Genomic DNA, 23,026 nt, shown 5'->3' with positions numbered 1-23,026 from the left:
CTGACATGACGCTGATTTCGGAGCACATCGAGACTGACACCCGCGAGAAGATCCTCGTGGTGGCGGAGCGTCTGTTCAGGCAGATCGGCTATCAGAAGACGACGGTCGCCGACATCGCCAAGGAATTGCGGATGAGCCCCGCCAACGTCTATCGCTTCTTCGATTCGAAGAAGGCGATTCACGAGGGCGTGGCGCGGACCCTGATGGGCGAGGTCGAGGTCGAGGCGCAACGGATCGCGTCGATGCCCGGACCCGCGGCAGTCCGTCTGCGCGACATGATGAAGACCATCAATCGCATGAACACCGAGCGCTATGTCGGCGATTCCAAGCTGCATGAGATGGTCGAGATCGCGATGCAGGAGGACTGGGGCGTCTGCGTCGCTCATATGGAGATGATTGCCCGGACCATCGGCCAGGTGATCGGGCAGGGCGCCGCCTCCGGCGAGTTCGAGGTTGCCGATTTGCAGCTCGCCTCGCTTTGCGCCTGCACCGCGATGATGCGGTTCTTCCACCCGCAGATGATCGCGCAATGCGCCACCAAGCCCGGCCCGACGATCGACGAAATGATCGATTTCGTGATTGCGGGGCTGTCGCCACGTGCCAAGGCGAATTGAGCTCTCCGCCACTTGACTCCACCGTCATTGCGAGCGAAGCGACTTGTCCGCCGTAGCTTTAGCAAAGGCGGAAGCAATCCATCGCGCCGCGTGCCGTGACATGGATTGCTTCGTCGCAAGCGCTCCCCAGCGCAAACGCTTCGCGTTTGTCGCAGGTAATGACGAAGAAGGACGAGCCGGAATGGACGCCAAGAGCCCAAAAGACCTGCACTACTACGAGCCGAAGAACGGGCACGGCCTCAAGCACGACCCCTTCAACGCCATCATCGCCCCGCGCCCGATCGGGTGGATTTCCTCGCGCGATGGCAAGGGCAACGTCAATCTGGCGCCTTACAGCTTCTTCAACGCCTTCTGCTATCACCCGCCGATTATCGGCTTTTCCTCCACCAACTGGAAAGACAGCGCGGGCAATATCCAGGAGACCGGCGAGTTCGTCTGGAATCTCGCCACAATGGATCTGGCGAAGCAGATGAACGCGACGGCCGCCCACGTTGCCGCTGATGTCGACGAGTTCAAGCTCGCAGGCCTTACGGCCGCGTCCTGCAAGCTCGTCAACGTGCCCCGGGTGGCGGAAAGCCCCGTTGCCTTCGAATGCAAGCTGACGCAGATCATCCAATTGCAGGGCAAGGACGGCGAAAAGGCACAGGCCTGGCTGACGCTCGGCGAAGTCGTCGCCGTCCACATCGACAAGGCCTTCATCAAGGACGGCGTCTACCAGACCGGCCTCGCCCATCCGATCGTCCGCGCCGGCCGCCGCGGCGACTATTTCGAGATCAAGCCGGAAAACATGTTCGAGATGATCCGGCCGGATTAAGCGAATGTAATCCGGATGCAGCCTACGGGTCGCGCGCATGCGCGCCCCACGGCAAACGCGGAACTCCGACGCGCCGAAATGCTTATCGTCGGTATTTCGGAGATTGCCGATGATCCGCTCTTTTGCCGGGCTGACCGTGCTCGCCTGCCTTGTCCACCCGGCCTTCGCAGGCCTCGATGCGGCGGCAGTCAACAACGCGGAGTTCAGGGGCAAGCCGCCGGCCAACGGCAAGATCGATCCCATTGTCGTCAAGGCCCAGGTGCTGCTCGACCGCGCTAATTTCTCGCCAGGCGAGGTCGACGGCAAGCTCGGCGAGAACGCCCAGAAAGCCTTGCGGGCGTTCGCCGAAGCCAAAGGCCTCATCGTCAACAAGCAGCCGCTGACCCCCGAGGTCTGGAGCGCTTTGATCGCGACCAGCGCGGATGCCATCGTCGTCGACTACAAGGTCGCAGCGGCAGACGTGAAGGGGCCGTTCCTAAAGAAGCTCCCCGCCAGGATGGAAAAAATGAAAGGGCTGAAGGCGCTCAATTACACCAGCCCGCGCGAGGCCATCGCCGAGCAATTTCACATGAGCGAGGCGCTGCTCGCGGCCCTCAACCCCGGCAAGAAATTCGACCAGGCCGACCAGACGATCTCGGTAATCAATGTGATGGCCAAAGAGACGAAACCAATTGCAACCCGTGTCGAGGTCGACAAGAGCTCCCAGACCGTCAAGGCGTTCGCGAATTCCGACCTGATCGCCTTCTTTCCCGCGACCGTCGGAAGCGAAGAGAAGCCGACCCCGAGCGGCGTGCTTAAGGTGACCTCGATCGATGCCCGCCCGTACTACCGCTACAACCCGGATTATAAGTTCAAGGAAGTCAGATCCAGGCGCACCTTCACGATCAAGCCCGGGCCGAACAACCCCGTCGGAACGCAGTGGATCGGACTGTCCGCGGAAGGCTACGGCATTCACGGCACGGCAAACCCGTCGAAAATAAGCAAGGCGGAATCTCACGGCTGCGTGCGTCTCACCAATTGGGACGCCGACAAGTTGGCAAAACTCCTGAAGAAGGGCACCGAGGTCGCGTTCATCGAGCGGCAGGCGGCGAACCGGAAGTGATTTCTCTCAGGCGCAATGCCACCGGATCATTCGTCCGTGGCAAACGCGTCGTAAACCAGCTTCTTGAACGCGGGTGTGATGCGTGCACGTTCGTTCTGGGTCTGCTCCAGCAGGATGTAGATCATGTCCAGCTTCGGGTCGACACCGAAATAGGTGCCGCTGCCGCTATCCCATTTGAGTTCGCCGATCGACCCTGGCGGCGGCGGCTTGGCATTTCCCGGATCGGTGCGCACGGCAAAACCATAGCCGTAGCCGAAGCCATCTCCGGGAAAGTAGTAATAGTCCCGCGCGACGCCGGAGCCGGGCCCGATATGGTCTGACGTCATCGACTTGAATGCGGCCGGGCTAAGGTAGCGTTTGCCATCGAGTTGCCCGCCGTTGAGGATCATCTGGGCAAAACGGGCATAGTCGTTCAGTGTCGAGACCAGCCCGCCGCCGCCGGATTCCCATTCCGGATGGGCGCGGCGTGCAGTCTCCGCAAGTTTCAGGATGGTATCGCTTGGCAGCGGCTCCGCCATCCGCGCGCGTTCGTCGGCACTTTCCAGCACGAATTTCGTGCTGGTCATGCCGAGCGGATCGAGGATGTGCTGCTTTTCAAACTGATAGAGTGTCTGTCCGGATACGATCTCGATGATGCGTCCGAGGACGTCGGTTGAATGTCCGTAACGCCAAAGCGTGCCGGGTTGTCGTGCCAGGGGCAATCTGGCGATGCGATCGGCAAACACCTTGTTGGTGTAACGCCCATCGAAAAGGCCCGATTCCGAATAGGCCTTCATGATCAGCTTGCCGCCGATGTAATCGTACGTGATGCCCGACGTATGGCGCAGCAGATCCATGATGGTCACCGGCCGATCTGCCGGGACAAGCGTCAAGACGTTCTTGCCGTCAATAGTGTCGGAACCGACAAGTACCTTCGCGTCAGCAAACGCCGGAATGAATTTGGAGGCGGGATCGGCGGGCGAGAGCTTGCCTGCGTCGATCAACATCATCGCCGCGACGCTGGTGATTGGCTTCGTCATCGAATGAAGCGCAAAGATCGTATCTGATGTCATCGGAGCCTTGGTATCGACATCCTGAACGCCGAAACATTTCAGATAGACCGGTCTGCCGTGTTGCTGAATCAATACGACGGCGCCCGGCAACCGCCTCGTTGCAACTTCGTTGTTGAAAAATTCAGTGATACGTTCGAGCTTGCTCGGCGATGGCGCGGGGGCCGCTTGGTTGGCTGCTGCCATGTCCGTCCAGATTGCCAGTGACAAGGCCGCAGCAAGAAGTCGTTTGCCGCGAGATCCAGCGGTGCAATGCAACATCTGCCGGGTCGGCGTCTTCATTTTGATTTGCCCCGCGGGCCGACTGATTTGCCGGAGAATTCGACCAACTGTCGAATGACTAGCATGTCGCGCACCTTGTCGCCACGTGGGCAATTGCCCCAAGCGCGATGATGGCAGAGCCTTCCGACAGACATGCGTTGGACGAGGTGATGCCATTTTCGGCTGCAAGCTTGAGCAGGGGGCTGAATCGAAAAGCAGCTCTCGCAACCGGGCACGGACCGGACTAACCTCAGGTTGCCAGGCCGGATCAACGGCCGGCGAACAGATTGGGAGGATGCGATGACACGCCAGGAGCGGCGCGATCCAGAACAGCAGCGCGATCCAGAAGTGACGATTTCACGACGAACGCTTGTCCAGGGTTTGGCGGTATGCGCCGGTGCTACCGTCGCGGGGGCCGGCAGCGCATTGGCCCAGACCGGTCCTGTGGCGCCTCCGTCAACAGTCACCAGCCCGCCGCGCGATTTCAGTCCGCGCGGTGCCCCCACCACCTATTTCTGGGACCCCGACATCATCGCCGTCGATCCATCCTTCAACAATCTCGCCCAGCCCAATACGGCGATCAAGCGCCTCTACACCGGTCTGTTGTGGGCCGAAGGCCCCGCCTGGAGCGCGCAGGGGCGCTATCTCCTGTGGAGCGACATTCCCAATAACAGGCAGATGCGATGGTCGGAGGATGACGGTCATGTCAGCGTCTTCCGTACGCCGTCCAACAACAGTAACGGCAACTCATTCGATTTCCAGGGACGACAGCTTTCCTGCGAGCATCTCACCCGGCGCGTCGTGCGCTATGAGCATGACGGCACCGCAACCGTGCTCGCTGACTCCTATAACGGCAAGAAGCTGAACTCGCCGAACGATGTCGTCGCGCATCCGGACGGCAGCTACTGGTTCACCGATCCGCCCTATGGTGGCATGCTCTATGAGGGTGAGCCTGACGTCGCGGGCGGGCCGAGCAATGCTGCCGGCAAGCTCAATCCGCGGATCGGCCAGCCGGCAGGCTTCGTGCCGGGCAAGCGCGAACTGCCGACCAACTGCTATCGCATCGATCCGTCTGGTCGTGTTGACCTCGTCGTGACCGAGGAACAGGTGCCCGATCCCAATGGCCTCTGCTTCTCGCCTGACTACAAAAAACTGTATGTCGCCTCTACCGGCAAGGGGCCGGGCGACACCGGTCCGGGCGGCAAGGGCGACATGTTCGTGTTCGACGTCGGCACCGACAACAAGCTGACCAACCACAAGCGGTTCAGCGATTTCATGGTCGACGGCGTGAAGTGCGGACCGGACGGCGTGCGCTGTGACGTCAACGGCAATGTCTGGTGCTCCAGCAATGCCGGCCGCGCCGTCGGCTACAGCGGCGTGACGGTATGGTCCCCGGAGGGCAAGCTGATCGGCCGCATCCGTTTGCCCGAAGTGTGCGGCAACATCTGCTTCGGCGGCCCCAAGCGCAACCGCCTGTTCATGGCCGCGAGCCAATCGCTCTACGCCGTGTATACGGCAACGCAAGGCGCGGGGCCGGGCTAGCTTGGTTTTGCCTCGCCGCTGCTCATTCCGGGATGCGCCCCCTTGGGCGCAGGCCCGGAATCCATCGGACCGCAGCTACTGCTGCAGAATGGATTCCGGGCTCTCGCTTCGCGAGCCCCGGAATGACGAGTGGGCGATTCACTAAAATTCGTCATAAATTGGCAACCGCCAACCAACCGCTCCGGCAAAAGTTGGGCACGCTTAAACTGAGCGTTTATTGCGAACGGTCCACCCTTCTTCGCAAGAAGGAAGGCTCGTTCACCAATGCCGATATTCAAATATTTTACCGTCGTAGGATCGACACTGCTCGTACTGCTGTTTGTTTCGAACGCTTACCTCACCGACGACGAAAGCAATTTGCGCTTCGATGGATCGCTGTACGGGAGCGCGCTTTACGCACCTCGCGTGGCAGAAACCCAGGCGACCACGGAGCTTCGCTTTACCCGCGATGTCACGCCTGCCGTTCGCGTCAAGGAAGTATTTGCCGTGTTCGTCCCCAATGAGCGACGCCGCAACAAGCGTGATTCATAACACCGGTGTGCCCGCGGTTGAGGCCGGTGGGCACTCCCGAGCGGCATCCGTTTGGCAACGTTGCCGGTCTCTAAACGCCGGATAATGCAGGCATTTTGGAACGGGCCCGGGCCTCCGCCGTTATCTCCAAGTTCAGTTTCGCTTCATTTCCCGATGCGAAGCGTCTCCGAAACCCGTGCTTTTCAGCTAGGATGAACCCATGTTTGGTATAGGTGAGGCGAGACGTCGTGCCCCGATCATGAGGAGGTCGCCATGAGCTTCCGCCGCGATTTCATCAGCAAACCGATCTTCGCTTTCGCGCGCGGCGCGATGCCCGCGATGTCCGATACCGAGCGCGAGGCGCTGGAGGCGGGCGATGTCTGGTGGGACGCCGATCTCTTCACCGGCAATCCGGACTGGTCGAAATTGCTGGCTGTTGCGCCGGCGACGCTGACTGAAGAAGAAAAGGCCTTTCTCAACGGTCCCGTCGACGAGCTTTGCGCCATGCTCGACGAGTGGAAGATCAATTGGGAATGGCGTGATCTTCCGCCGGAGGTATGGTCCTTCATCAAGCGCCACAAGTTCTTCGGCATGATCATTCCGAAGGAGTTTGGCGGGCTCGGCTTCTCGCCTTATGCGCATTCGGAAGTGGTGCGAAAGCTTTCGTCGCGCTCGCTGACCGCCGCCGTCACCGTGATGGTGCCGAATTCGCTCGGACCCGGCGAGTTGTTGATGCGTTTCGGTACCAAGGAGCAGCAGGATAGATGGCTGCCGCGGCTCGCCGAAGGCGCCGACATTCCTTGCTTCGGCCTGACCAGCCCTGAAGCCGGCTCGGACGCGGCCTCGATGGTCGACACCGGCATTATCTGCAAGGGCAGTTTCGAGGGCCGGGAAGTCATCGGCCTGCGGCTGAACTGGCACAAGCGCTACATCACGCTGGGGCCGGTCTCGACACTGCTCGGTCTCGCTTTCAAGGCCTATGATCCCGATCATCTCGTGGGCCAGCAGGAAGAGCTCGGTATTACCGTAGCCCTGATCCCGACCCATCTGCCCGGCGTCGAGATCGGCCGCCGCCATCTGCCGGCAATGCAGATGTTCCAGAACGGTCCGAACTGGGGTCGCGATGTCTTCATCCCGATGGACTACATCATCGGGGGGCAGGAGCGGCTGGGCCAGGGCTGGAAGATGCTGATGACCGCGCTGGCTGCTGGCCGCGGCATCTCGCTGCCGTCGCTGTCCGCCGCGGGGGCGGCGTTTGCGGCACGCACCACCGGCGCCTATGCCCGTATCCGCGAGCAGTTCGGCATCTCCATCGGCAAGTTTGAAGGCATCGAGGAGCCGCTCGCGCGCATCGCCGGCACCGCCTATCTGCTCGATGCCGCGCGGCGGCTGACCTGCGCGGCGCTCAACCAGGGACACCATCCCGCCGTCATCTCCGGCATCATGAAGCTGCACGCCACCGAGCGGATGCGGATCGTGATCGACGACGCCATGGATATCCATGGCGGTAAGGCCGTGATCGACGGGCCGCAGAACTATATGGGCAGCCTCTATCGCGCGGTGCCGGTCGGCATCACCGTTGAAGGCGCCAATATCCTCACGCGAAATCTCATCGTGTTCGGGCAAGGTGCGATCCGCGCTCATCCATTCCTGCTCGACGAAATGAATGCGCTGGGTGAAGCCGATCGGCCTAAGGGCTTGGACGCCTTCGACAAGGCGTTCTGGAGCCATGTCGGCCACAGCTTCAGGACCATGTTCCGTGCCTGGGGCCGAAGCTGGACCTTCGGCCTGTTTGCGCCGGCACCCGATGCCGGCGAGGCAACGCGATTCTATCGCCAGCTCTCGCGCTATTCCGCAGGCTTCGCGCTGTGCTCCGACATGGCGCTGTTGACGCTTGGCGGCGCACTCAAACGCAAGGAAATGCTCTCGGCCCGGTTCGGCGACATTCTGTCCGAACTGTATCTGCTGTCCGCCGCGCTGAAACGCTGGCAGGACGAGGGGCGGCAGAAGGAAGATTTCGCCGCGCTCGAATGGTGCATGGCGAGCGGCTTCAAGACCATCGAGAACCGCTTTGCCGAAATCCTCGCCAACCTGCCTAACCGGTTCGTGGCGGTGATCCTGAAATTCCTGATCCAGCCGTTCGGTGCGCGCGTGCTCGGCCCCTCCGACCGCATCGTGCATCAATGCGCGCAGCTCGTGCTGGAGCCATCGGCTGCGCGCGACCGGCTCACCTCCGATCTGTCATCCGTCGATGATGATGGCGGCATCGCCCGACTGGAGAAGGCGTTCCGGCTGGTGGCGGCTGCGGACGACGTCGCAAAGCAGATGCGCGCCGCGCGGCTGCATGACTGGAGAGAGGCGGTGAAAAAGGGTGTCATCACTCAGGCCCAGGGCGAGAAGCTGCAGGCGGCACATGAAGCCGTTGCCAAGGTGATCGAAGTCGACGATTTCGCGCCCGAGGCGTTGTCGCCGATTTACAGCAAGGGGGCCGACGTGCATCAGTTCTTCCAGGAACTGGGTGAACAGAGGGCGGCAAGCTGATGGCGCGACCGGTCTTTATCGTCGACGGCAGCCGGACGCCGTTCTTGAAAGCGCGCTCCGGCCCCGGGCCCTTCACGCCGGTCGATCTCGCCGTGCAATGCGGCCGGCCGCTTCTGGCGCGGCAGCCATTCGCACCGACCGCCTTTGATCAGGTCATTCTCGGCTGCGTCAACGTCATCGCCGACGAGATGAATCCGGCCCGTGTCGCCGCGCTCCGGCTCGGCATGGGCGAGAAGATGGTCGCCTTCACCGTGCAAATCAATTGCGGCTCCGGCATGCAATCGATCGACACCGGTTATCGTTACATCCGCGAGGGCGTCTCCGACCTGATCCTGGCAGGCGGCGCCGAAGCGCTGAGCCATGCCCCGCTGGTCTGGCCGCAACAGGGCGTGCGCTGGTTCGCAGGGCTTGCAGGGGCAAAAGGTATCGGCGCGAAAGCCATGGCTGCGCTGAAAGTGAAGCCCGGCTATTTCAAGCCGATCATCGGGCTTGAGCGCGGCCTGACCGACCCCATCACCGAACTCAATATGGGTCAGACCGCCGAAGTGGTCGGCCATCTCTTCGGCATCACCCGCGCGCAATCGGATGCCTATGCTGCCGAAAGTCACAAGCGACTCGCAAAGGCGCAATCGCAGGGCTGGCTCAAAGATGAAGTAGAGACCGCATTCGCGCGCGACGGAAAGTTCTACGATCACGACGATGGCGTGCGGCCGGACTCGACACCGGAGAGCTTGGCAAAGCTGAAGCCGGTGTTCGAGCGTCCCTGGGGTAAGGTCACTGCCGGCAATTCCTCGCAGATCACCGATGGCGCGTCCTGGGTGATCCTGGCTTCCGAAGAGGCCGTTGCCAAGCACGGCCTGACGCCGAAGGCGGTCATCCTCGACAGCCAGTGGTCGGCGCTCGATCCCGGCATCATGGGCCTGGGGCCGGTGCTGTCGGCGACGGAGCTTCTCAAGCGCAACAAGCTGACGCTTTCGGATATCGAGAGCTGGGAATTGAACGAGGCGTTTGCGACGCAGGTGCTGGGCTGCCTCGCCGCCTGGAACGACGAAAAATTCTGCAAGGAGATTCTCGGCCTCGACGGCGCGGCGGGCGAGCTCGATCAGACGAAGTTGAACGTCGATGGCGGCGCGATCAGCCTCGGCCATCCCGTAGGCTGCAGCGGCAATCGCATCGTGCTGCATTTGGTCAACGCCATGAAGCGATTGGGCACCAGGCGCGGCATCGCCACCGAATGTATCGGCGGCGGGCAGGGCGGCGCGATGTTGATAGAGACGGTGTGAGCATGGATAGCCAGATCATGAACGTTCTCGGCGATCGCGTGCTCGAACTCGGGCCGGAGCCTGACGCTGAGCGCCCGTACAAGAATTTCAGGCTGACCCGCGATGGCGACGGCGTCGCCTGGCTCTTGTTCGATCGCGAAGGCACCAGCGCCAACACGCTGTCCGCCGATCTGATCGAGGAACTCAGCAAGGTGTTGTCCGAGCTGGAAACCGCGCGGCCGACCGGTCTCGTCATCCGCTCCGCCAAAAAATCCGGCTTCATCGCCGGCGCCGACGTCAACGCCTTTCGCGGCGCCACCGATGTGGCGGCAGTCGAGGCTGAGATCGGCCGCGCGCATGCCGTGATCGATCGGCTCGAAGCCCTGCGCGTTCCGAGCGTGGCCGTGATCCACGGCTTCTGCCTCGGCGGCGGCCTCGAAGTGGCGCTGGCCTGTCAGATGCGGATCGCGATCGAGGACGCGCGGTTTGGCTTCCCCGAGGTGATGCTCGGCCTGCACCCCGGTCTCGGCGGCACCGTACGTTTCACGCAGCTTGTCAATCCGATGCAGGCGATGCCGCTGATGCTGACCGGCAAGACCATCGATGCCCGCCGCGCAAAATCGCTCGGGCTGGTCGATGCCGTGACGCAGGAGCGGCATGTCTTGAATGCCGTGAAGGATGCCGTGTCCGGCCGCTTGAACCGCGCGAAGCCCGGGTTTCTCAACTCCGTTCTCAGCCTCGGCCCGATCAAGGGCTTTCTCGCCTCGCGCATGCGCCGCGAGGCCGGCAAGGCGGCGCGCGAGGAGCATTATCCCGCGCCCTATGCGCTGATCGATCTCTGGGAAAGGCACGGCGGCGACCGGCGGGCGATGCTGAATGCGGAGAAAGCGTCTTTCGCCAGATTGATGGTGACGCCAACCGCGCAAAACCTGATCCGCGTGTTCTTCCTGCGCGAGCAGATGAAGAAGCTCGCGGGATCCGGCAACAGGATCGAGCATGTTCACGTCATCGGCGCCGGCGCCATGGGTGGCGACATCGCCGCCTGGTGCGCCGGCCAGGATTTGCGGGTGACACTCGCTGACATGAAGCCGGAGCCAATCGCAGGCGCGATCAAGCGCGCTGCCGATCTCTACGGCAAGATCCTGCGCAAGCGGACTGCCGTGCGCGATGCGCTGGACCGGCTGATGCCGGACATGCAGGCCGAGGGCGTCCGCAACGCCGATCTCATCATCGAGGCGGTGCCGGAGAAGCTGGAGCTGAAGCAGAAGGTCTATGCCGACCTCGAACCGAAGATGAAGCCCGGCGCGATTCTTGCTACCAACACGTCGAGCATCCCGCTGCAGGACCTGCGCACCACGCTGCAAAAACCCGAGCGGCTTCTCGGGCTGCACTTCTTCAATCCGGTCTCGCGGCTGCAACTCGTCGAAGTCGTCAGCCATGACGGCACCGATGCGCAACTCCTGAAGGAGGCGCTCGCCTTCGTCGGCGCCATCGACCGGTTGCCGCTGCCCGTAAAGTCGTCGCCCGGCTTCCTCGTCAACCGCGCGCTGACGCCCTACATGCTGGAAGCGATGCTGATGCTGGACGAGAAGATCGACAAGACGGTCATCGACGCCGCCGCGAAAAAATTCGGCATGCCGATGGGCCCGATCGAACTCGCCGACCAGGTCGGCCTCGACATCTGTCTCGACGTCGGCGACATGCTGCGCTCGAAGTTCGGTGACGCGCTTCCGCCGACGCCGGCCTGGTTGCGTGAGAAGGTTGCCAGAGGCGAACTCGGCCGTAAGGCGGGCAAGGGCTTTTACACCTGGAAGGGCGACAAGGCCGATACCTCATCAGGCCTGCCCGCGACATCGGAACCCTCGGCGGAAATGATCGACAGGCTGATCCTGCCGATGTCGAATGTCTGTGTCTCCTGCTTGCGCGAAGGCATCGTCGACGATGCCGACGCGGTCGACGGCGCCGTCATCTTCGGCACCGGCTACGCGCCGTTCCGCGGCGGTCCCCTGAACTATGCGCGAACCCGAGGGATAGAGAACGTGGTCTCGACGCTGCGGGCGCTTACGGAAAAATTCGGCGGAAGATTTGCGCCGGATGCTGGTTGGGAGAATTTCAAGTGAACGAACCCCGTCTGCACGCGCCGGTCTCGACCGAGAGCGAGACCCGCGGTGATCTCTGCATTCGCACGCTGGCGATGCCGGCCGACACCAACGCCAATGGCGACATCTTCGGCGGCTGGCTCTTGAGCCAGATGGATATCGGCGGCGGCGTTTTCGCTTCCAAGATCGCGAAATCGCGCACGGTGACGGTCGCGATCGAGGCGATGAATTTCCGCAAGGCCGTCTATGTCGGCGACCTCGTTTCGGTCTACGCCAATCTGGTGCGGGTCGGGCGCACCTCGATCACGGTGCATCTCGAAGCTTGGGTCGTGCGCCGCAAGGAGTTGCAACAGATCCTGGTGACCGACGGCAACTTCACCTACGTCTCGATCGACGACAACGGCCGTCCGCAGCCGGTCAGTCCGGACGGCGTGATCAAGACCTAAATCTTACGGGCAGGGACGCTCATAGCCGTCACGGCCGATGAAGGTACCACGGCGCGGGTCATAAGTCTGCGAGCGCATGCAGCGCGGCGTGTCGTCGTAATACCGGGGCGGCGGGGGTGCGTATTGCGCCTGGACGCCGCAATAGCGCGGCGAAACTTCCTGCCACCCGCCGGGCTGCTCCACGTAGCAGCCGCCCTGATAGTAGCGATAGCCGCCGGGCCGCGGCTCGCCCTGGGCGCCGATCGCAGCACCCGTCGTCGCCCCGACGATCGCGCCAACCGCCGCACCGCGGCCGCCGCCGAGCGCGCCGCCGACAATCGCGCCCGCCGCGCCGCCGAACAGTGCGCCGCCAAGCGTGCTTTCCTGCGCCGCCGCCTCCTGGAGCGGCGCGCAAGCCGCAAGGACCACCAGCATCGAGAGCGCGAATTTCGGTATCATGTCAGTTCTCCGGCCATTTGGACGATTCGCTAGCGTGTTCCGGACCAGCTTTGGCATAGGTTGGCCTTGCGGCGCAACGGCGGAAGCAGGAACAATTGCCCGTCCAACCCGTTGTAGGCCCGGAATAAATCGAGGCTGGGCCATGTCGGACACCTACATCATCGAAGTCGGCTCGCAGCCGGCCGGGATTATCGTGCGCGCTCCCGGCGGCTATCAGTTCTTCGCCGCCTCGCATCGTTTCAACCGGCTGGAAGGACAGATATTTCGCAACGCGCGCGAGGCCGAGCGTGCGGCCTACCATCTTGTCAGCGGGATGACGCTGGCGGCATAACCGCCAGTGCCAGTCTTCCGGCGGTCAGAGCTTGGTGGCCGACCGCGACAGCAGCTTCCAGTCCGAGCCCTGTTTCTGCCAGTTCATCAGGATGTGCAGGTTCTGCGGCGTCTTCTTGCCGTCGGTGAACTCCTGCTCGCCGACGAAGTTGAAGCGCACGATGGCCGCCGGGCCGACGACGCGGATCGTGGGGTTCTTGTATTCAAGCGAGGTCCATTTGTATTTCGCATTCTTGACTCCCGCCAGCAGTGCTGCCTTGTCGTCGACAGATCCGCTGGAGTGGCTGTAGCTGAGTTCTTCCGCGCAGAGCGGGGCGATCCCCTCGGCATTGCCGGCCGCCTGCGCTGCACGGAAAGCTTCGACGTTCTTCGCGATGGCATCCTCGTCCGCGCCGGCAATAGCGGGGACCACGTTCATGAGCCCAACCCCAAGCCCAAGTGCGAGTACGGGCAAGGCGAGCTGACGGCGATCGATCTTCATGGTTTCCTCCATTCGTTTCTGGTTGTGATCACAGTGTCGCCGCTACAAATTGCTTTGTCGAGCGGCCGCACGCATGGTGCTCGCATGGCTTCGGGCGCGGTTGCCTTAACCAGGATTCGTTGTTTCGCCCTGCCAAACGCCTTTGCGGCCTATCTACCTCGTTGACCGCGCTCCTAATCAGCCGCACCATAACGGCATCTTTGTGCCCAAGTCTGTTCTTCAGGGGTGCTGCCATGGCCGGATTGTCCCACCGTCAGACTGAAATCCTCAACATCGCCCGCGCCTTTGGCCGGGTGATGGTGGAAGACCTCGCCAAGCGTTTCGAGGTTTCGGCGCAGACCATCCGAAAAGACCTCAACGACCTCTGCGACCAGCGCTCGCTGACGCGCATCCATGGCGGCGCCATTATCGCCTCCGGCGTGGAGAACCTCGCCTATGAGGCGCGGCGCTTCGTGGCGGCAGAGGAAAAGCGGGCGATCGGCGTGGCCGCTGCATCGCGGATTCCGAACGGCTGCTCGCTGTTCATCAACATTGGCACCACGACGGAAGAAGTCGCGAGCGCGCTGACCTCGCATGAGGATTTGTTGGTGATCACCAACAACCTCAATGTCGCGATGCTTTTGTACCGGCATCCGCGCATCGAGGTGATCGTGGCGGGCGGCGCTGTGCGCCGTGCCGACGGCGCGGTGATCGGCTCGACCGCGATCAGCCTGATCGGCCAGTTCAAGGTCGACTACGCCATCATCGGGGCCTCCGCGATCGACGAGGAGGGCGCGCTCCTGGACTTCGACTATCGCGAGGTGCAGGCGGCGCAAGCGATCATCGCCAACGCCCGCAGCGTCATGCTGGTCGCGGATTCCACAAAACTCCGCCGCAGCGCGCCGGTGCGCATCGCCCATCTCAGCCAGATCCAGACCTTTGTGACTGACGCGCCGTTGCCGGCAGGTCTTGCCAGTATCTGCAGCCACCGCGGCATCGAGGTGGTCCAGGCGATGGAGAAGCCGGCGACGGATATCGACGATCCTGCTACTGAGCCTGCCGCGGCCACGACCGCCGCGCCTATCCGCTTGCGCTAGTTTCTGGCCGCGGCGCGCCGTCGCCGCTGTTTTTCGCGATTGCCGCACCCGATCATGCTGCACCATTGCCGGCGCTGACTCTTGCTCGTGTCGAGGTAGTAGACATCGCAATCAGCGGCAGCGCATTTTCGGATTCTCGTGCGCTCCTCATCGACCAGTAAAGATTCGATCGCCAGCGCGCAGGCATGCAGCGGAATTTCGGGTGTCCGCGGCGAACACCAGCGGTATCTGACCAATCCTCCCGACCGCGAACCGACCAGCGCTCGGGCAGCGTGGGCGGCCTTGATCGCGGCAGAGAGGGCGTCCAGGTCCGGCTGCCGCGTCGGCCGTCCCGAGACTTTCCCTGCCAGGATGTCGTGAAGGTGCTCGCGAAGCCTGCGCGCGCCTTTCACGATGCGATCGGGCGCCGGACCACGCAGCCGCAGCAGCGGCTTAACAATCGGTGGCTCGATAAGTCCGGCCAATTCAGCGAACCGTACCAGGTCATGGTAAGTCGCGAGATTTTCGATCGGCTCGTCAGAGGGCCGCTCATCCAGCGTATTCACGAAATCGAGAGCTGGATGACCGCCACTCCATTCGAAACCATTGCCGCGGTTGTTCATCTCGTCCTTGTTCGGTGGCTCGTTCTGGCGTAACCATTAAAATGCTCTATTCGGGTTATCATTCTTGCGACCTTGATGGAAGTAGATCATGTCCGAGTTGGTCGCCGATCGGCGCGTGCCCCGGAATTACGTTCGCGGAGCTCTCTACGGACTCGCGGCCGTAAGCATCTGGTCGGGTTGGATTGTTGTGGCTCGGCTCGGGCTAAAGACGAGCCTTACGCCGTGGGACATCGCGGCGCTTCGTTTCGGCGTGGCCGGCGTGCTCCTGCTGCCTTATGTGCTGCAGAAGGGTCTCGCGTTCGAACGCTTGGGGTTGATCGGATTGGCGGCAATCGTGCTTGGCGGTGGCGCTCCTGTGCTGCTCGCCAACACCGGTCTGCTGTTCGCCCCTGCGGCCCATGCCGGTGCCCTGTTTCCCGGAGTGATGCCGCTGGCGGTTGCTATTTTGGCTGCGGCCTTCCTGCACGAAGCGTTCACGGGCGCGAAAAAGATCGGCTTCGCGCTGATCATGATGGGTGTCGCCGGCATCGCATGGGGCACGGCCGGGGCGATCGATCCGAAGCAGACAATGGGACACGCGCTGTTCATCGCCTCCGCGTTTGCGTGGGCCTGCTACACGGTGGCGATGCGGCGGGCGCGGCTTGATGGATTGCATGCTGCAGGCATCGCCGCGGTCGGTGCCTTGATGCTCTATGTCCCCGGCTACGTTCTTGCGGAGGGCACAAGCCTTGGCAGGGCATCTTTGGGTGACGTTGCTCTTCAGGCATTTGTGCAGGGCGTTCTGACGGCGATTGTTTCGCTGGTTTTTTACGGACGCGCGGTCAGCTTGCTCGGCGCTTCAAGCGGGGCCGCCTTTGCCTCACTATCCCCCGTGATGACGGCGGTGATGGCCATACCGATTCTCGGGGAATGGCCGGTGACGCTGGACTGGATCGCTATCGCCTCGATCTCGGCCGGTGTTTACGTCGTGAGCGGCGGACCGCTGCCGGGCCGGGCCTACTCGGATTCTGCGTAGGCAGCATCTGCAGCCATCGCGGCATCGAGGTGGATTCCGGCGGCGAGCCGGCTTCGACCGTGGTCCGGCTGAAGTAGCGCCCGATTATCCGAGCGAGCTGAGCAGCGACCTCGTTTTCAGGAATTCCCGACACTTGGCGAGGCCGGGCCAAACGACAAGAGAAGCCTGCGCATGGGGTAAGAAAGCCTGGTGCAGATTCAGCAACTCCGCATGCATTCCCGGGTAAGGGCCCGGTCCCGGACGCAGGATCGCATCCAGCGCGCCACTTAAGAGGTCGGCGACATCGTCGGTCGAGGTTATCAGAACATAGTCCGGCGACCGTTCTGTGTTCGCAAGTTTCGCCAACAGGCCATCCGGGTCGTCCGTCAAGTTCGGAGAGACACCCAGCCGCAACGCCTTGGTCGGCAATGTGCGGGCGACAGCATCCGCAGCCGCCGACATGCGCTCGAAGGCATCGCTGATGGTGGGCAGCATGGCCTCGCCATGGCCGGTGAGCGTGAGGCCGCGGGGCATGCGCTGAAACAGCGGAACTCCCAGGATCTGCTCCAGATGCTTGATCTGCTGGCTGACGGCGCCCGGCGTTACCGAAAGCTCCTGCGCAGCCAGTTTGAAGCTGAGATGGCGACCGGCAGCCTCGAAGGCTCGCAGTCCGTTGAGCGGAGGCAGTCTGTAGCTCACCAGGATTCCATCCATAGGCGTTAGGCGCGCGCAGATTAGAAAATCTGACTCAACTGTCCAGGAAAAATGGTTTGTGCGCGACGAGTGCACCGGTGCACGAGATGATGTTTCGAGGACAGGAGAGACCTAATGCAAATCCGACGCATCAATGCCGAAACAGTAACCGTGCCGACGACTGGCTACAGCCAGGCACTAGAGGTCAGCGGTCACACCCGTCTGCTTTTTGTAAGTGGCCAGATTCCGTTCGGCATCGACGGCACCGTCCCTGAGGGCTTTGAAGCGCAGTGCAGGCTCGCCTGGCGAAACGTCGAGGCTCAGCTCAAGGCAGCCGGCATGACCCTCGACAATCTGGTCATGCACCGGACCTACCTTGCCGACCGGCGCTACGCCCTCGTCAATCGCTCCGTGCGAAACGAGGTACTTGGTGGACGGGAAACAGCGCTGACGGTGGTTATCGCTGGTATCTTCGACGAGGCGTGGCTTCTCGAAGTCGAGGCCGTGGCCGCGGGCTGATACCGAAACCCAATGCGCCGCGGCCTGTGCGGCCAAACCTGAACTTACCCTCAAGTAGGAAGCCCGGTTCCCCGCTTTCGACTTGCTTTCGTTTTTCTTTGTGATTAACTCCCATCCGAAAGCAAAATCGCCGAAGCGAAGAGGCGATCGCCGGGGAAGCGTTTCGTTGGATCGGATATTCGACCTCGCCATCATCGGAGGCGGCATCAATGGCTGCGGCATCGCGCGCGATGCGGCGGGCCGAGGTAATTCCGTTTTCCTGTGTGAAATGAATGACTTGGCGAGTGGAACGTCGTCCTGGTCGACCAAGCTGGTGCATGGCGGGCTGCGCTATCTCGAATATTACGAGTTCCGCCTGGTCCGCGAGGCGCTGATCGAGCGCGAAATCCTTTGGCAGATCGCGCCTCACATTATCAGACCTTTGCGTTTCGTTTTGCCGCACCACGCTGGCTTGCGGCCGGCCTGGCTGCTCAGGTTAGGGTTGTTCCTGTACGACCACATCGGCGGCCGTCATCTCCTGCCGCCGACGCGCTCGGTCGATCTCCTCCATGACGAGGCGGGCAAACCCTTGATCGCCAACCGCTACAGAAAAGGCTTCGAATATTCCGATTGCTTCGTCGATGACGCGCGCCTTGTCGTGCTCACCGCACGCGATGCGGCCGATCGCGGCGCCGAAATTCACACCCGCTCGCGCGCGGTCGAGATACGGCAGGTGGATGGCATCTGGCACGTGACCGTCGAGAAAGCCATCAGCGGCGAGCGCTCGACCATCCAGGCGCGCGCGCTGGTCAATGCCGGCGGCCCATGGGTCGAGCAGGTGCTGTCGTCGGGCTCAGGCGTCAACGCGCGGGCAAAGGTGCGGCTGGTGCAGGGCTCCCACATCGTGGTGCGCAAGCTCTATGAGCACGACCGCGCCTACATCTTCCAGAATGCCGACGGCCGCATCATCTTCGTCATCCCCTACCAGGACGACTTTACGCTGATCGGCACCACCGATCGCGACTACGACGGCGACCCGGCCAAGGTGAAAGCCAGCCCTGAGGAGATTCAATATCTCTGCGCCTCCGCCAGCGAGTATCTGAAGAAGCCGGTGCTGCCCGCGGATGTGGTCTGGACTTATTCTGGCGTCCGCCCGCTTTATGATGACGGCGCCAGCGAGGCCAGGGCCGCGACCCGCGATTACGTGTTCGAGCTCGATACGCCCGGCGGTGCGCCGCTGTTGTCGATCTATGGCGGCAAGATCACGACCTATCGGCGGCTCGCCGAGGAAGCACTGGAACGGCTTTCGCCATATTTGAGCAGCGACAAAGCGAAAGAGGGCTGGACAGGCAAGGCGCCACTGCCTGGCGGCAACATGGATGTTTCGGCGGTCGCTGCGCTGACGGCGGAACTGACGCGGAAGTATCCGTTCCTCACCTCGGCGCATGCCAACCGGCTCGCGCATGCCTATGGCACGCGCGCGACAAAATTGCTCGGCCATGCGAAATCATTGGCTGATCTAGGCCAGGCGTTTGGCGCTACCTTGACCGAAAGCGAGGTCCGGTACCTGATTTCGACCGAGTGGGCTTGCAGCGCCGAAGACGTGGCGTGGCGAAGGTCTAAACTCGGCTTGCGACTGTCGGTCGATGAAATCGCCGTGCTTGACGAATGGATCAAGGCCAACAGCGCTTCCGGTGAACGTACCTTGCGCGAAGCGGGAGGGCGGACATGAGCGTCACGCTCGAACACGTCACGCGAACCGTGGATGGCATGGCGACCATTCGCGATGTCTCGCTGACGCTGGAGCGCGGCACGCTGAGCGTGCTGCTCGGGCCGACGTTGTCGGGCAAGACCTCGATCATGCGGCTGCTCGCCGGTCTCGACAAGCCGTCAACCGGTCGCGTGCTGGTCGACGGCAACGACGTCACCGGCGCCGACGTGCGACAGCGCTCGGTTGCGATGGTCTATCAGCAGTTCATCAATTATCCGTCGCTGACGGTGTACGAGAACATCGCCTCGCCGCTACGCGTGCAGGGCAGGCCCCGCGAGGAGATCGACCGGCGCGTGCAGGAGGCCGCGAAACTCTTGCGGCTCGAGCCCTATCTGAAGCGCACGCCGCTGCAGCTTTCCGGCGGCCAGCAGCAGCGAACGGCGATCGCGCGTGCGCTGGTCAAGGGCGCCGACCTCGTGCTGCTCGATGAGCCGCTCGCCAATCTCGATTACAAGCTCCGCGAGGAGCTGCGCACCGAACTGCCGCGTATCTTCGAGGCGTCGGGCGCGATCTTCGTCTATGCCACGACTGAGCCCTCGGAGGCGCTGCTGCTCGGCGGCAACACGGTGTGCATGTGGGAAGGCCAGGCGCTTCAGGCCGGCCATACATCGCAAGTCTATCGCCGTCCCGATACGCTGCGGGTCGCACAGGTATTCTCAGATCCGCCGCTCAACATCGTCGGTATCGAGAAGAAGAACGGGCAGGTCGCATATGCCGGTGGTATCCAGGCGCCGGCCGCCGGGCTCTATGCGCAGCTTCCGGACGGCCCCTATCGCGTCGGTTTCCGCGCCCACCAGCTCGAAGTGGCGAACGGCGTCGCCGGCCGCCACGCGTTTCACGCCACCGTCACCGTGACCGAGATCACTGGCTCGGAAAGTTTCGTGCATCTCAACCGCGACGCTTCCAACTGGGTTGCGGTGCTGCCGGGCGTGCATGAATATGAGCCCGGCCAGACGCTCGATGCCGTGCTCGATCCCGACAATGTCTTCGTGTTCGACGCCGCCGATCGCCTGGTCGCAGCGCCAGCCCTCGCGTTTTCAAGCGAAATGCGTAGCGTTTCGCATGGAGAAAACGCATCAAAAGCCAAGAGCATGTGAGGGAGATGCGATATGGCACGCATTGACCTCGTCGATCTCGCGCATTCCTACGGCGGCAATGACGCTGCGCCCGAATCCTTTGCATTGAAGCCGGTGACCATGACCTGGCGGCAGGGCGGGGCCTACGCGCTGCTCGGCCCCTCCGGCTGCGGCAAGACCACGCTGCTCAATCTGATCTCCGGCATCGTCACGCCGTCGCGCGGAAAAATCCTGTTCGACGGCGCCGATATCACGCCACTGTCGACCCAGAAGCGCAACATCGCGCAGGTGTTCCAGTTTCCGGTGATCTACGACACCATGACGGTCGGACAGAACCTCGCATTCCCGCTGCAGAATCGCGGCGTGCCGAAGGCCGAGGTCGAGGCGCGGGTGAGGCAGATCGCCGATCTTCTCGATCTGACGTTCCATCTCGACCGCAAGGCGACGCGCCTGACCGCGGACGCCAAGCAGAAGATTTCGCTCGGCCGCGGCCTGGTCCGTTCCGACGTTGCCGCCGTACTATTCGACGAGCCGCTGACGGTGATCGATCCTGAATTGAAGTGGCAGTTGCGCTCGAAGTTGAAAGCGCTGCATCGCGAACTCGATCTCACGATGATCTACGTCACCCATGACCAGACCGAGGCGCTGACTTTTGCCGATACGGTGGTGGTCATGCATGACGGCCGCGTGGTGCAGAGCGGCACGCCGGCCGAACTGTTTGACAAGCCCGCGCATACATTCGTGGGTTACTTTATCGGCTCGCCCGGCATGAACATCGTGCCGGCTGTCGTGAGCGGGCATGAGGCCCGGATCGACGGCCACATCATCGGCCTGCACCGCAATTACGGCGTGCTGCCGGCGGGTGCGAAGATTGAAATCGGTGTGCGGCCGGAATTCGTCAATATCGCCGCTCCCGCGTCCGGCTTGCTATCGGCCGCGATCGAACGGATCGACGATCTTGGTCGCGCCCGCTTCGCCCGCGTTCGCATCGGCGACGCCAAGTTTGCCGCGCGCGTGCCGCCGGGATTCTCCGTGCCCGACAACATGGTCGGGCTGGTGTTCGATCCCGCTCATGTTCACGTCTATGCCGACAGCCGTCTGGTCGAGGGGGTTGCCTGATGGACAAGATCGTCAACCAAAAAGCCTGGTTCCTGGTGCTGCCGGTATTCGCGGTGGTCGCGTTCTCCGCGATTCTGCCGCTGATGACGGTGGTGAACTATTCGATGCAGGACACGTTCGGCAACAACCAGTTCTTCTGGAATGGCGTCGGCTGGTTCAAGGAGCTGCTCGATCCCTCGACCGATCTCGGCGGACGCTTCCTGGCCTCGCTCGGCCGTAATCTGTTGTTCTCCGCAATCATCCTGGCGATCGAGGTGCCGCTCGGCATCGTTGTGGCGCTGTCGATGCCGCGCGAGGGCTGGACCGTCGCCGTATGTCTTGTGATTCTCGCTTTGCCGCTGCTCATTCCGTGGAACGTGGTCGGCACGATCTGGCAGATTTTCGGCCGGCCCGATATCGGCCTGCTCGGCTATACGCTCAACAGCCTCGGCTTCGACTACAATTACGTCTCCAACGAGTTCGATGCCTGGGCGACCGTCATCGTGATGGACGTGTGGCACTGGACCAGCCTCGTCGCGCTGCTGTGCTATGCCGGGCTGAAGTCGATCCCGGACGCGTATTACCAGGCGGCTCAGATCGACGGCGCCTCGCGCTGGGCGGTGTTCAAGGCGATCCAATTGCCGAAGATGAACCGCGTGCTGCTGATCGCTGTGCTGCTGCGCTTCATGGACAGTTTTATGATCTACACCGAGCCGTTCGTCGTGACCGGCGGCGGTCCGGGCAACTCGACCACCTTCGTTTCGATCGAATTGGTCAAGATCGCGCTCGGGCAATTCGACCTCGGCAAGGCTGCCGCTCTCTCGCTCGTCTACAATTTGATCATCCTGATCGTGTGCTGGGTATTCTACACCGTCATGACCAATGCCGGGGCCGAACGTCCCGCCAAGCAGGGAGGCGCGTGATGCATTCGATTCCCGGCCGCCGACTCATCATCTCGCTGTTTTTGATCTTCCTGCTGTTGCCGATCTACTGGCTCGTCAACATGAGCTTCAAGACCAATGCCGAGATCGTCACCACGATGACGCTGTGGCCGCACCAGCCGACGCTGGAAAACTACAAACGCATCTTCACCGATGAGAGCTGGTATTCCGGCTACATCAACTCGCTGACCTACGTGATCATCAACACCGTGATCTCGATCGCGGTGGCGCTGCCGGCCGCCTACGGCTTCTCGCGCTACCGCTTCCTCGGCGACAAGCATCTGTTCTTCTGGCTGTTGTCGAACCGCATGGCGCCGGCCGCGGTGTTCGCGCTGCCGTTCTTCAATCTCTACTCGGCGATCAACCTGTTCGATACGCCATGGGCGGTCGCGCTGGCGCACTGCATCTTCAATGTGCCGCTGGCGGTCTGGATTCTCGAAGGCTTCGTCTCGGGCGTGCCGCGCGAGATCGACGAGACCGCATTCCTCGACGGCTATTCGTTCCCGCGTTTCTTCGTCAAGATCCTGGTGCCGCTGATCGCGAGCGGCATCGGCGTCGCCGCGTTCTTCTGCTTCATGTTCTCCTGGGTCGAATTGCTGCTGGCGCGTACCTTGACGTCGGTCAACGCCAAGCCGATCTCCGCGATCATGACCCGCACGGTCTCAGCCGCGGGCATGGATTGGGGGCTACTGGCGGCAGCCGGCGTGCTCACCATCATCCCCGGTGCCTTGGTGATCTGGTTCGTCCGCAACTACATCGCGCGCGGTTTTGCGCTGGGCAGGGTGTAG

At 62.4% G+C, this 23,026-nt stretch carries 22 protein-coding genes and 1 pseudogene; 18 read left to right on the top strand and 5 right to left on the bottom strand.

What is annotated here, in order from left to right; all coding sequences use genetic code 11:
- The first annotated feature begins 5 nt into the window (after positions 1-5).
- The 3 genes from V1278_RS31935 to V1278_RS31925 all read left to right on the top strand — a co-directional run bounded on the left by V1278_RS31935 (position 6) and on the right by V1278_RS31925 (position 2,530).
- Positions 6-614 (top strand): TetR/AcrR family transcriptional regulator, encoded by a 609-nt coding sequence (locus V1278_RS31935; protein ID WP_334367346.1) that lies wholly within the window; start codon positions 6-8, stop codon positions 612-614.
- 181 nt (positions 615-795) lie between these two features.
- Entirely contained in the window at positions 796-1,428 is a 633-nt protein-coding gene (locus V1278_RS31930; RefSeq protein WP_334367347.1) for a flavin reductase family protein, read from the top strand.
- Positions 1,429-1,537: 109 nt separating this feature from the next.
- Positions 1,538-2,530 carry a L,D-transpeptidase family protein gene (locus tag V1278_RS31925; protein ID WP_334383482.1) on the top strand — a complete coding sequence of 331 codons (993 nt, stop codon included), beginning with the start codon at positions 1,538-1,540 and terminating at the stop codon, positions 2,528-2,530.
- 26 nt (positions 2,531-2,556) lie between these two features.
- Here the strand turns inward: V1278_RS31925 and V1278_RS31920 are convergent, their stop codons facing one another.
- Positions 2,557-3,840: a serine hydrolase domain-containing protein gene (locus tag V1278_RS31920; RefSeq protein ID WP_442893806.1), complete on the bottom strand. Its 1,284-nt coding sequence runs from the start codon at positions 3,838-3,840 to the stop codon at positions 2,557-2,559.
- Positions 3,841-4,140: 300 nt separating this feature from the next.
- Here V1278_RS31920 and V1278_RS31915 point away from each other — a divergent pair, with 300 nt between their 5' ends.
- The 6 genes from V1278_RS31915 to V1278_RS31890 all read left to right on the top strand — a co-directional run bounded on the left by V1278_RS31915 (position 4,141) and on the right by V1278_RS31890 (position 12,240).
- Complete coding sequence (locus tag V1278_RS31915) at positions 4,141-5,382, top strand: SMP-30/gluconolactonase/LRE family protein (RefSeq protein ID WP_334367349.1); 1,242 nt, start codon at positions 4,141-4,143, stop codon at positions 5,380-5,382.
- Between the two features lie 264 nt (positions 5,383-5,646).
- Positions 5,647-5,913: a hypothetical protein gene (locus tag V1278_RS31910; protein WP_334367350.1), complete on the top strand. Its 267-nt coding sequence runs from the start codon at positions 5,647-5,649 to the stop codon at positions 5,911-5,913.
- A 252-nt stretch (positions 5,914-6,165) separates the two neighbouring features.
- Positions 6,166-8,433, top strand: a complete 2,268-nt coding sequence (locus V1278_RS31905; protein WP_334383481.1) for an acyl-CoA dehydrogenase — start codon at positions 6,166-6,168, stop codon at positions 8,431-8,433.
- A complete protein-coding gene (locus V1278_RS31900; protein ID WP_334367352.1) occupies positions 8,433-9,716 on the top strand; it encodes an acetyl-CoA C-acetyltransferase in 1,284 nt (427 codons plus the stop codon). The genes V1278_RS31905 and V1278_RS31900 overlap by 1 nt, the downstream gene beginning before the upstream one ends.
- Before the next feature lie 2 nt (positions 9,717-9,718).
- Complete coding sequence (locus tag V1278_RS31895; RefSeq protein ID WP_334367353.1) at positions 9,719-11,815, top strand: 3-hydroxyacyl-CoA dehydrogenase NAD-binding domain-containing protein; 2,097 nt, start codon at positions 9,719-9,721, stop codon at positions 11,813-11,815.
- A 74-nt stretch (positions 11,816-11,889) separates the two neighbouring features.
- The gene (locus V1278_RS31890; RefSeq protein WP_141686447.1) at positions 11,890-12,240 is read left to right on the top strand and encodes an acyl-CoA thioesterase; all 351 of its coding nucleotides are present in this window, start codon (positions 11,890-11,892) and stop codon (positions 12,238-12,240) included.
- A 138-nt stretch (positions 12,241-12,378) separates the two neighbouring features.
- Here V1278_RS31890 and V1278_RS31885 read toward each other — a convergent pair.
- A pseudogene (locus tag V1278_RS31885) lies at positions 12,379-12,678 on the bottom strand (glycine zipper domain-containing protein); the annotation flags it as partial.
- Positions 12,679-12,820: 142 nt separating this feature from the next.
- On the opposite strand from V1278_RS31885, the gene V1278_RS31880 reads away from it, so the two are divergent.
- Positions 12,821-13,009, top strand: a complete 189-nt coding sequence (locus V1278_RS31880) for a hypothetical protein (RefSeq protein ID WP_334367356.1) — start codon at positions 12,821-12,823, stop codon at positions 13,007-13,009.
- A gap of 24 nt (positions 13,010-13,033) precedes the next feature.
- Here the strand turns inward: V1278_RS31880 and V1278_RS31875 are convergent, their stop codons facing one another.
- A complete protein-coding gene (locus V1278_RS31875; protein ID WP_334383480.1) occupies positions 13,034-13,489 on the bottom strand; it encodes a nuclear transport factor 2 family protein in 456 nt (151 codons plus the stop codon).
- Between the two features lie 233 nt (positions 13,490-13,722).
- Here V1278_RS31875 and V1278_RS31870 point away from each other — a divergent pair, with 233 nt between their 5' ends.
- Positions 13,723-14,565, top strand: coding sequence for a DeoR/GlpR family DNA-binding transcription regulator (locus V1278_RS31870; protein WP_334383479.1), 843 nt, complete (start codon positions 13,723-13,725; stop codon positions 14,563-14,565).
- Here V1278_RS31870 and V1278_RS31865 read toward each other — a convergent pair.
- A complete protein-coding gene (locus V1278_RS31865; protein ID WP_334383478.1) occupies positions 14,562-15,167 on the bottom strand; it encodes a CGNR zinc finger domain-containing protein in 606 nt (201 codons plus the stop codon). The genes V1278_RS31870 and V1278_RS31865 overlap by 4 nt on opposite strands.
- 88 nt (positions 15,168-15,255) lie before the next feature.
- Between V1278_RS31865 and V1278_RS31860 the strand changes: the two genes are divergently transcribed.
- Positions 15,256-16,182, top strand: coding sequence for a DMT family transporter (locus V1278_RS31860; RefSeq protein ID WP_334383477.1), 927 nt, complete (start codon positions 15,256-15,258; stop codon positions 16,180-16,182).
- Positions 16,183-16,266: 84 nt separating this feature from the next.
- On the opposite strand, the gene V1278_RS31855 is transcribed toward V1278_RS31860, so the two are convergent.
- The gene (locus tag V1278_RS31855; RefSeq protein WP_334383476.1) at positions 16,267-16,860 is read right to left on the bottom strand and encodes a LysR family transcriptional regulator; all 594 of its coding nucleotides are present in this window, start codon (positions 16,858-16,860) and stop codon (positions 16,267-16,269) included.
- A gap of 129 nt (positions 16,861-16,989) precedes the next feature.
- Here V1278_RS31855 and V1278_RS31850 point away from each other — a divergent pair, with 129 nt between their 5' ends.
- From V1278_RS31850 to V1278_RS31825, 6 genes are all read left to right on the top strand, one after another.
- Positions 16,990-17,373 carry a RidA family protein gene (locus tag V1278_RS31850; protein WP_334383475.1) on the top strand — a complete coding sequence of 128 codons (384 nt, stop codon included), beginning with the start codon at positions 16,990-16,992 and terminating at the stop codon, positions 17,371-17,373.
- A 166-nt stretch (positions 17,374-17,539) separates the two neighbouring features.
- Positions 17,540-19,084 (top strand): glycerol-3-phosphate dehydrogenase, encoded by a 1,545-nt coding sequence (glpD, locus tag V1278_RS31845; RefSeq protein ID WP_334383474.1) that lies wholly within the window; start codon positions 17,540-17,542, stop codon positions 19,082-19,084.
- Positions 19,081-20,220 (top strand): ABC transporter ATP-binding protein, encoded by a 1,140-nt coding sequence (locus tag V1278_RS31840; protein WP_334383473.1) that lies wholly within the window; start codon positions 19,081-19,083, stop codon positions 20,218-20,220. The genes glpD and V1278_RS31840 overlap by 4 nt, the downstream gene beginning before the upstream one ends.
- Before the next feature lie 12 nt (positions 20,221-20,232).
- On the top strand, positions 20,233-21,318 hold the full coding sequence (locus V1278_RS31835) for an ABC transporter ATP-binding protein (protein ID WP_334383472.1): 1,086 nt from the start codon (positions 20,233-20,235) through the stop codon (positions 21,316-21,318).
- Positions 21,318-22,220 carry a carbohydrate ABC transporter permease gene (locus V1278_RS31830; protein ID WP_065743369.1) on the top strand — a complete coding sequence of 301 codons (903 nt, stop codon included), beginning with the start codon at positions 21,318-21,320 and terminating at the stop codon, positions 22,218-22,220. Before V1278_RS31835 ends, V1278_RS31830 begins: the two co-directional genes overlap by 1 nt.
- Complete coding sequence (locus V1278_RS31825; protein ID WP_334367366.1) at positions 22,220-23,026, top strand: carbohydrate ABC transporter permease; 807 nt, start codon at positions 22,220-22,222, stop codon at positions 23,024-23,026. Before V1278_RS31830 ends, V1278_RS31825 begins: the two co-directional genes overlap by 1 nt.

The organism is Bradyrhizobium sp. AZCC 1577, from assembly GCF_036924575.1.
Lineage (GTDB): Bacteria > Pseudomonadota > Alphaproteobacteria > Rhizobiales > Xanthobacteraceae > Bradyrhizobium.
This window is presented reverse-complemented; position numbering and strand designations above follow the sequence as displayed.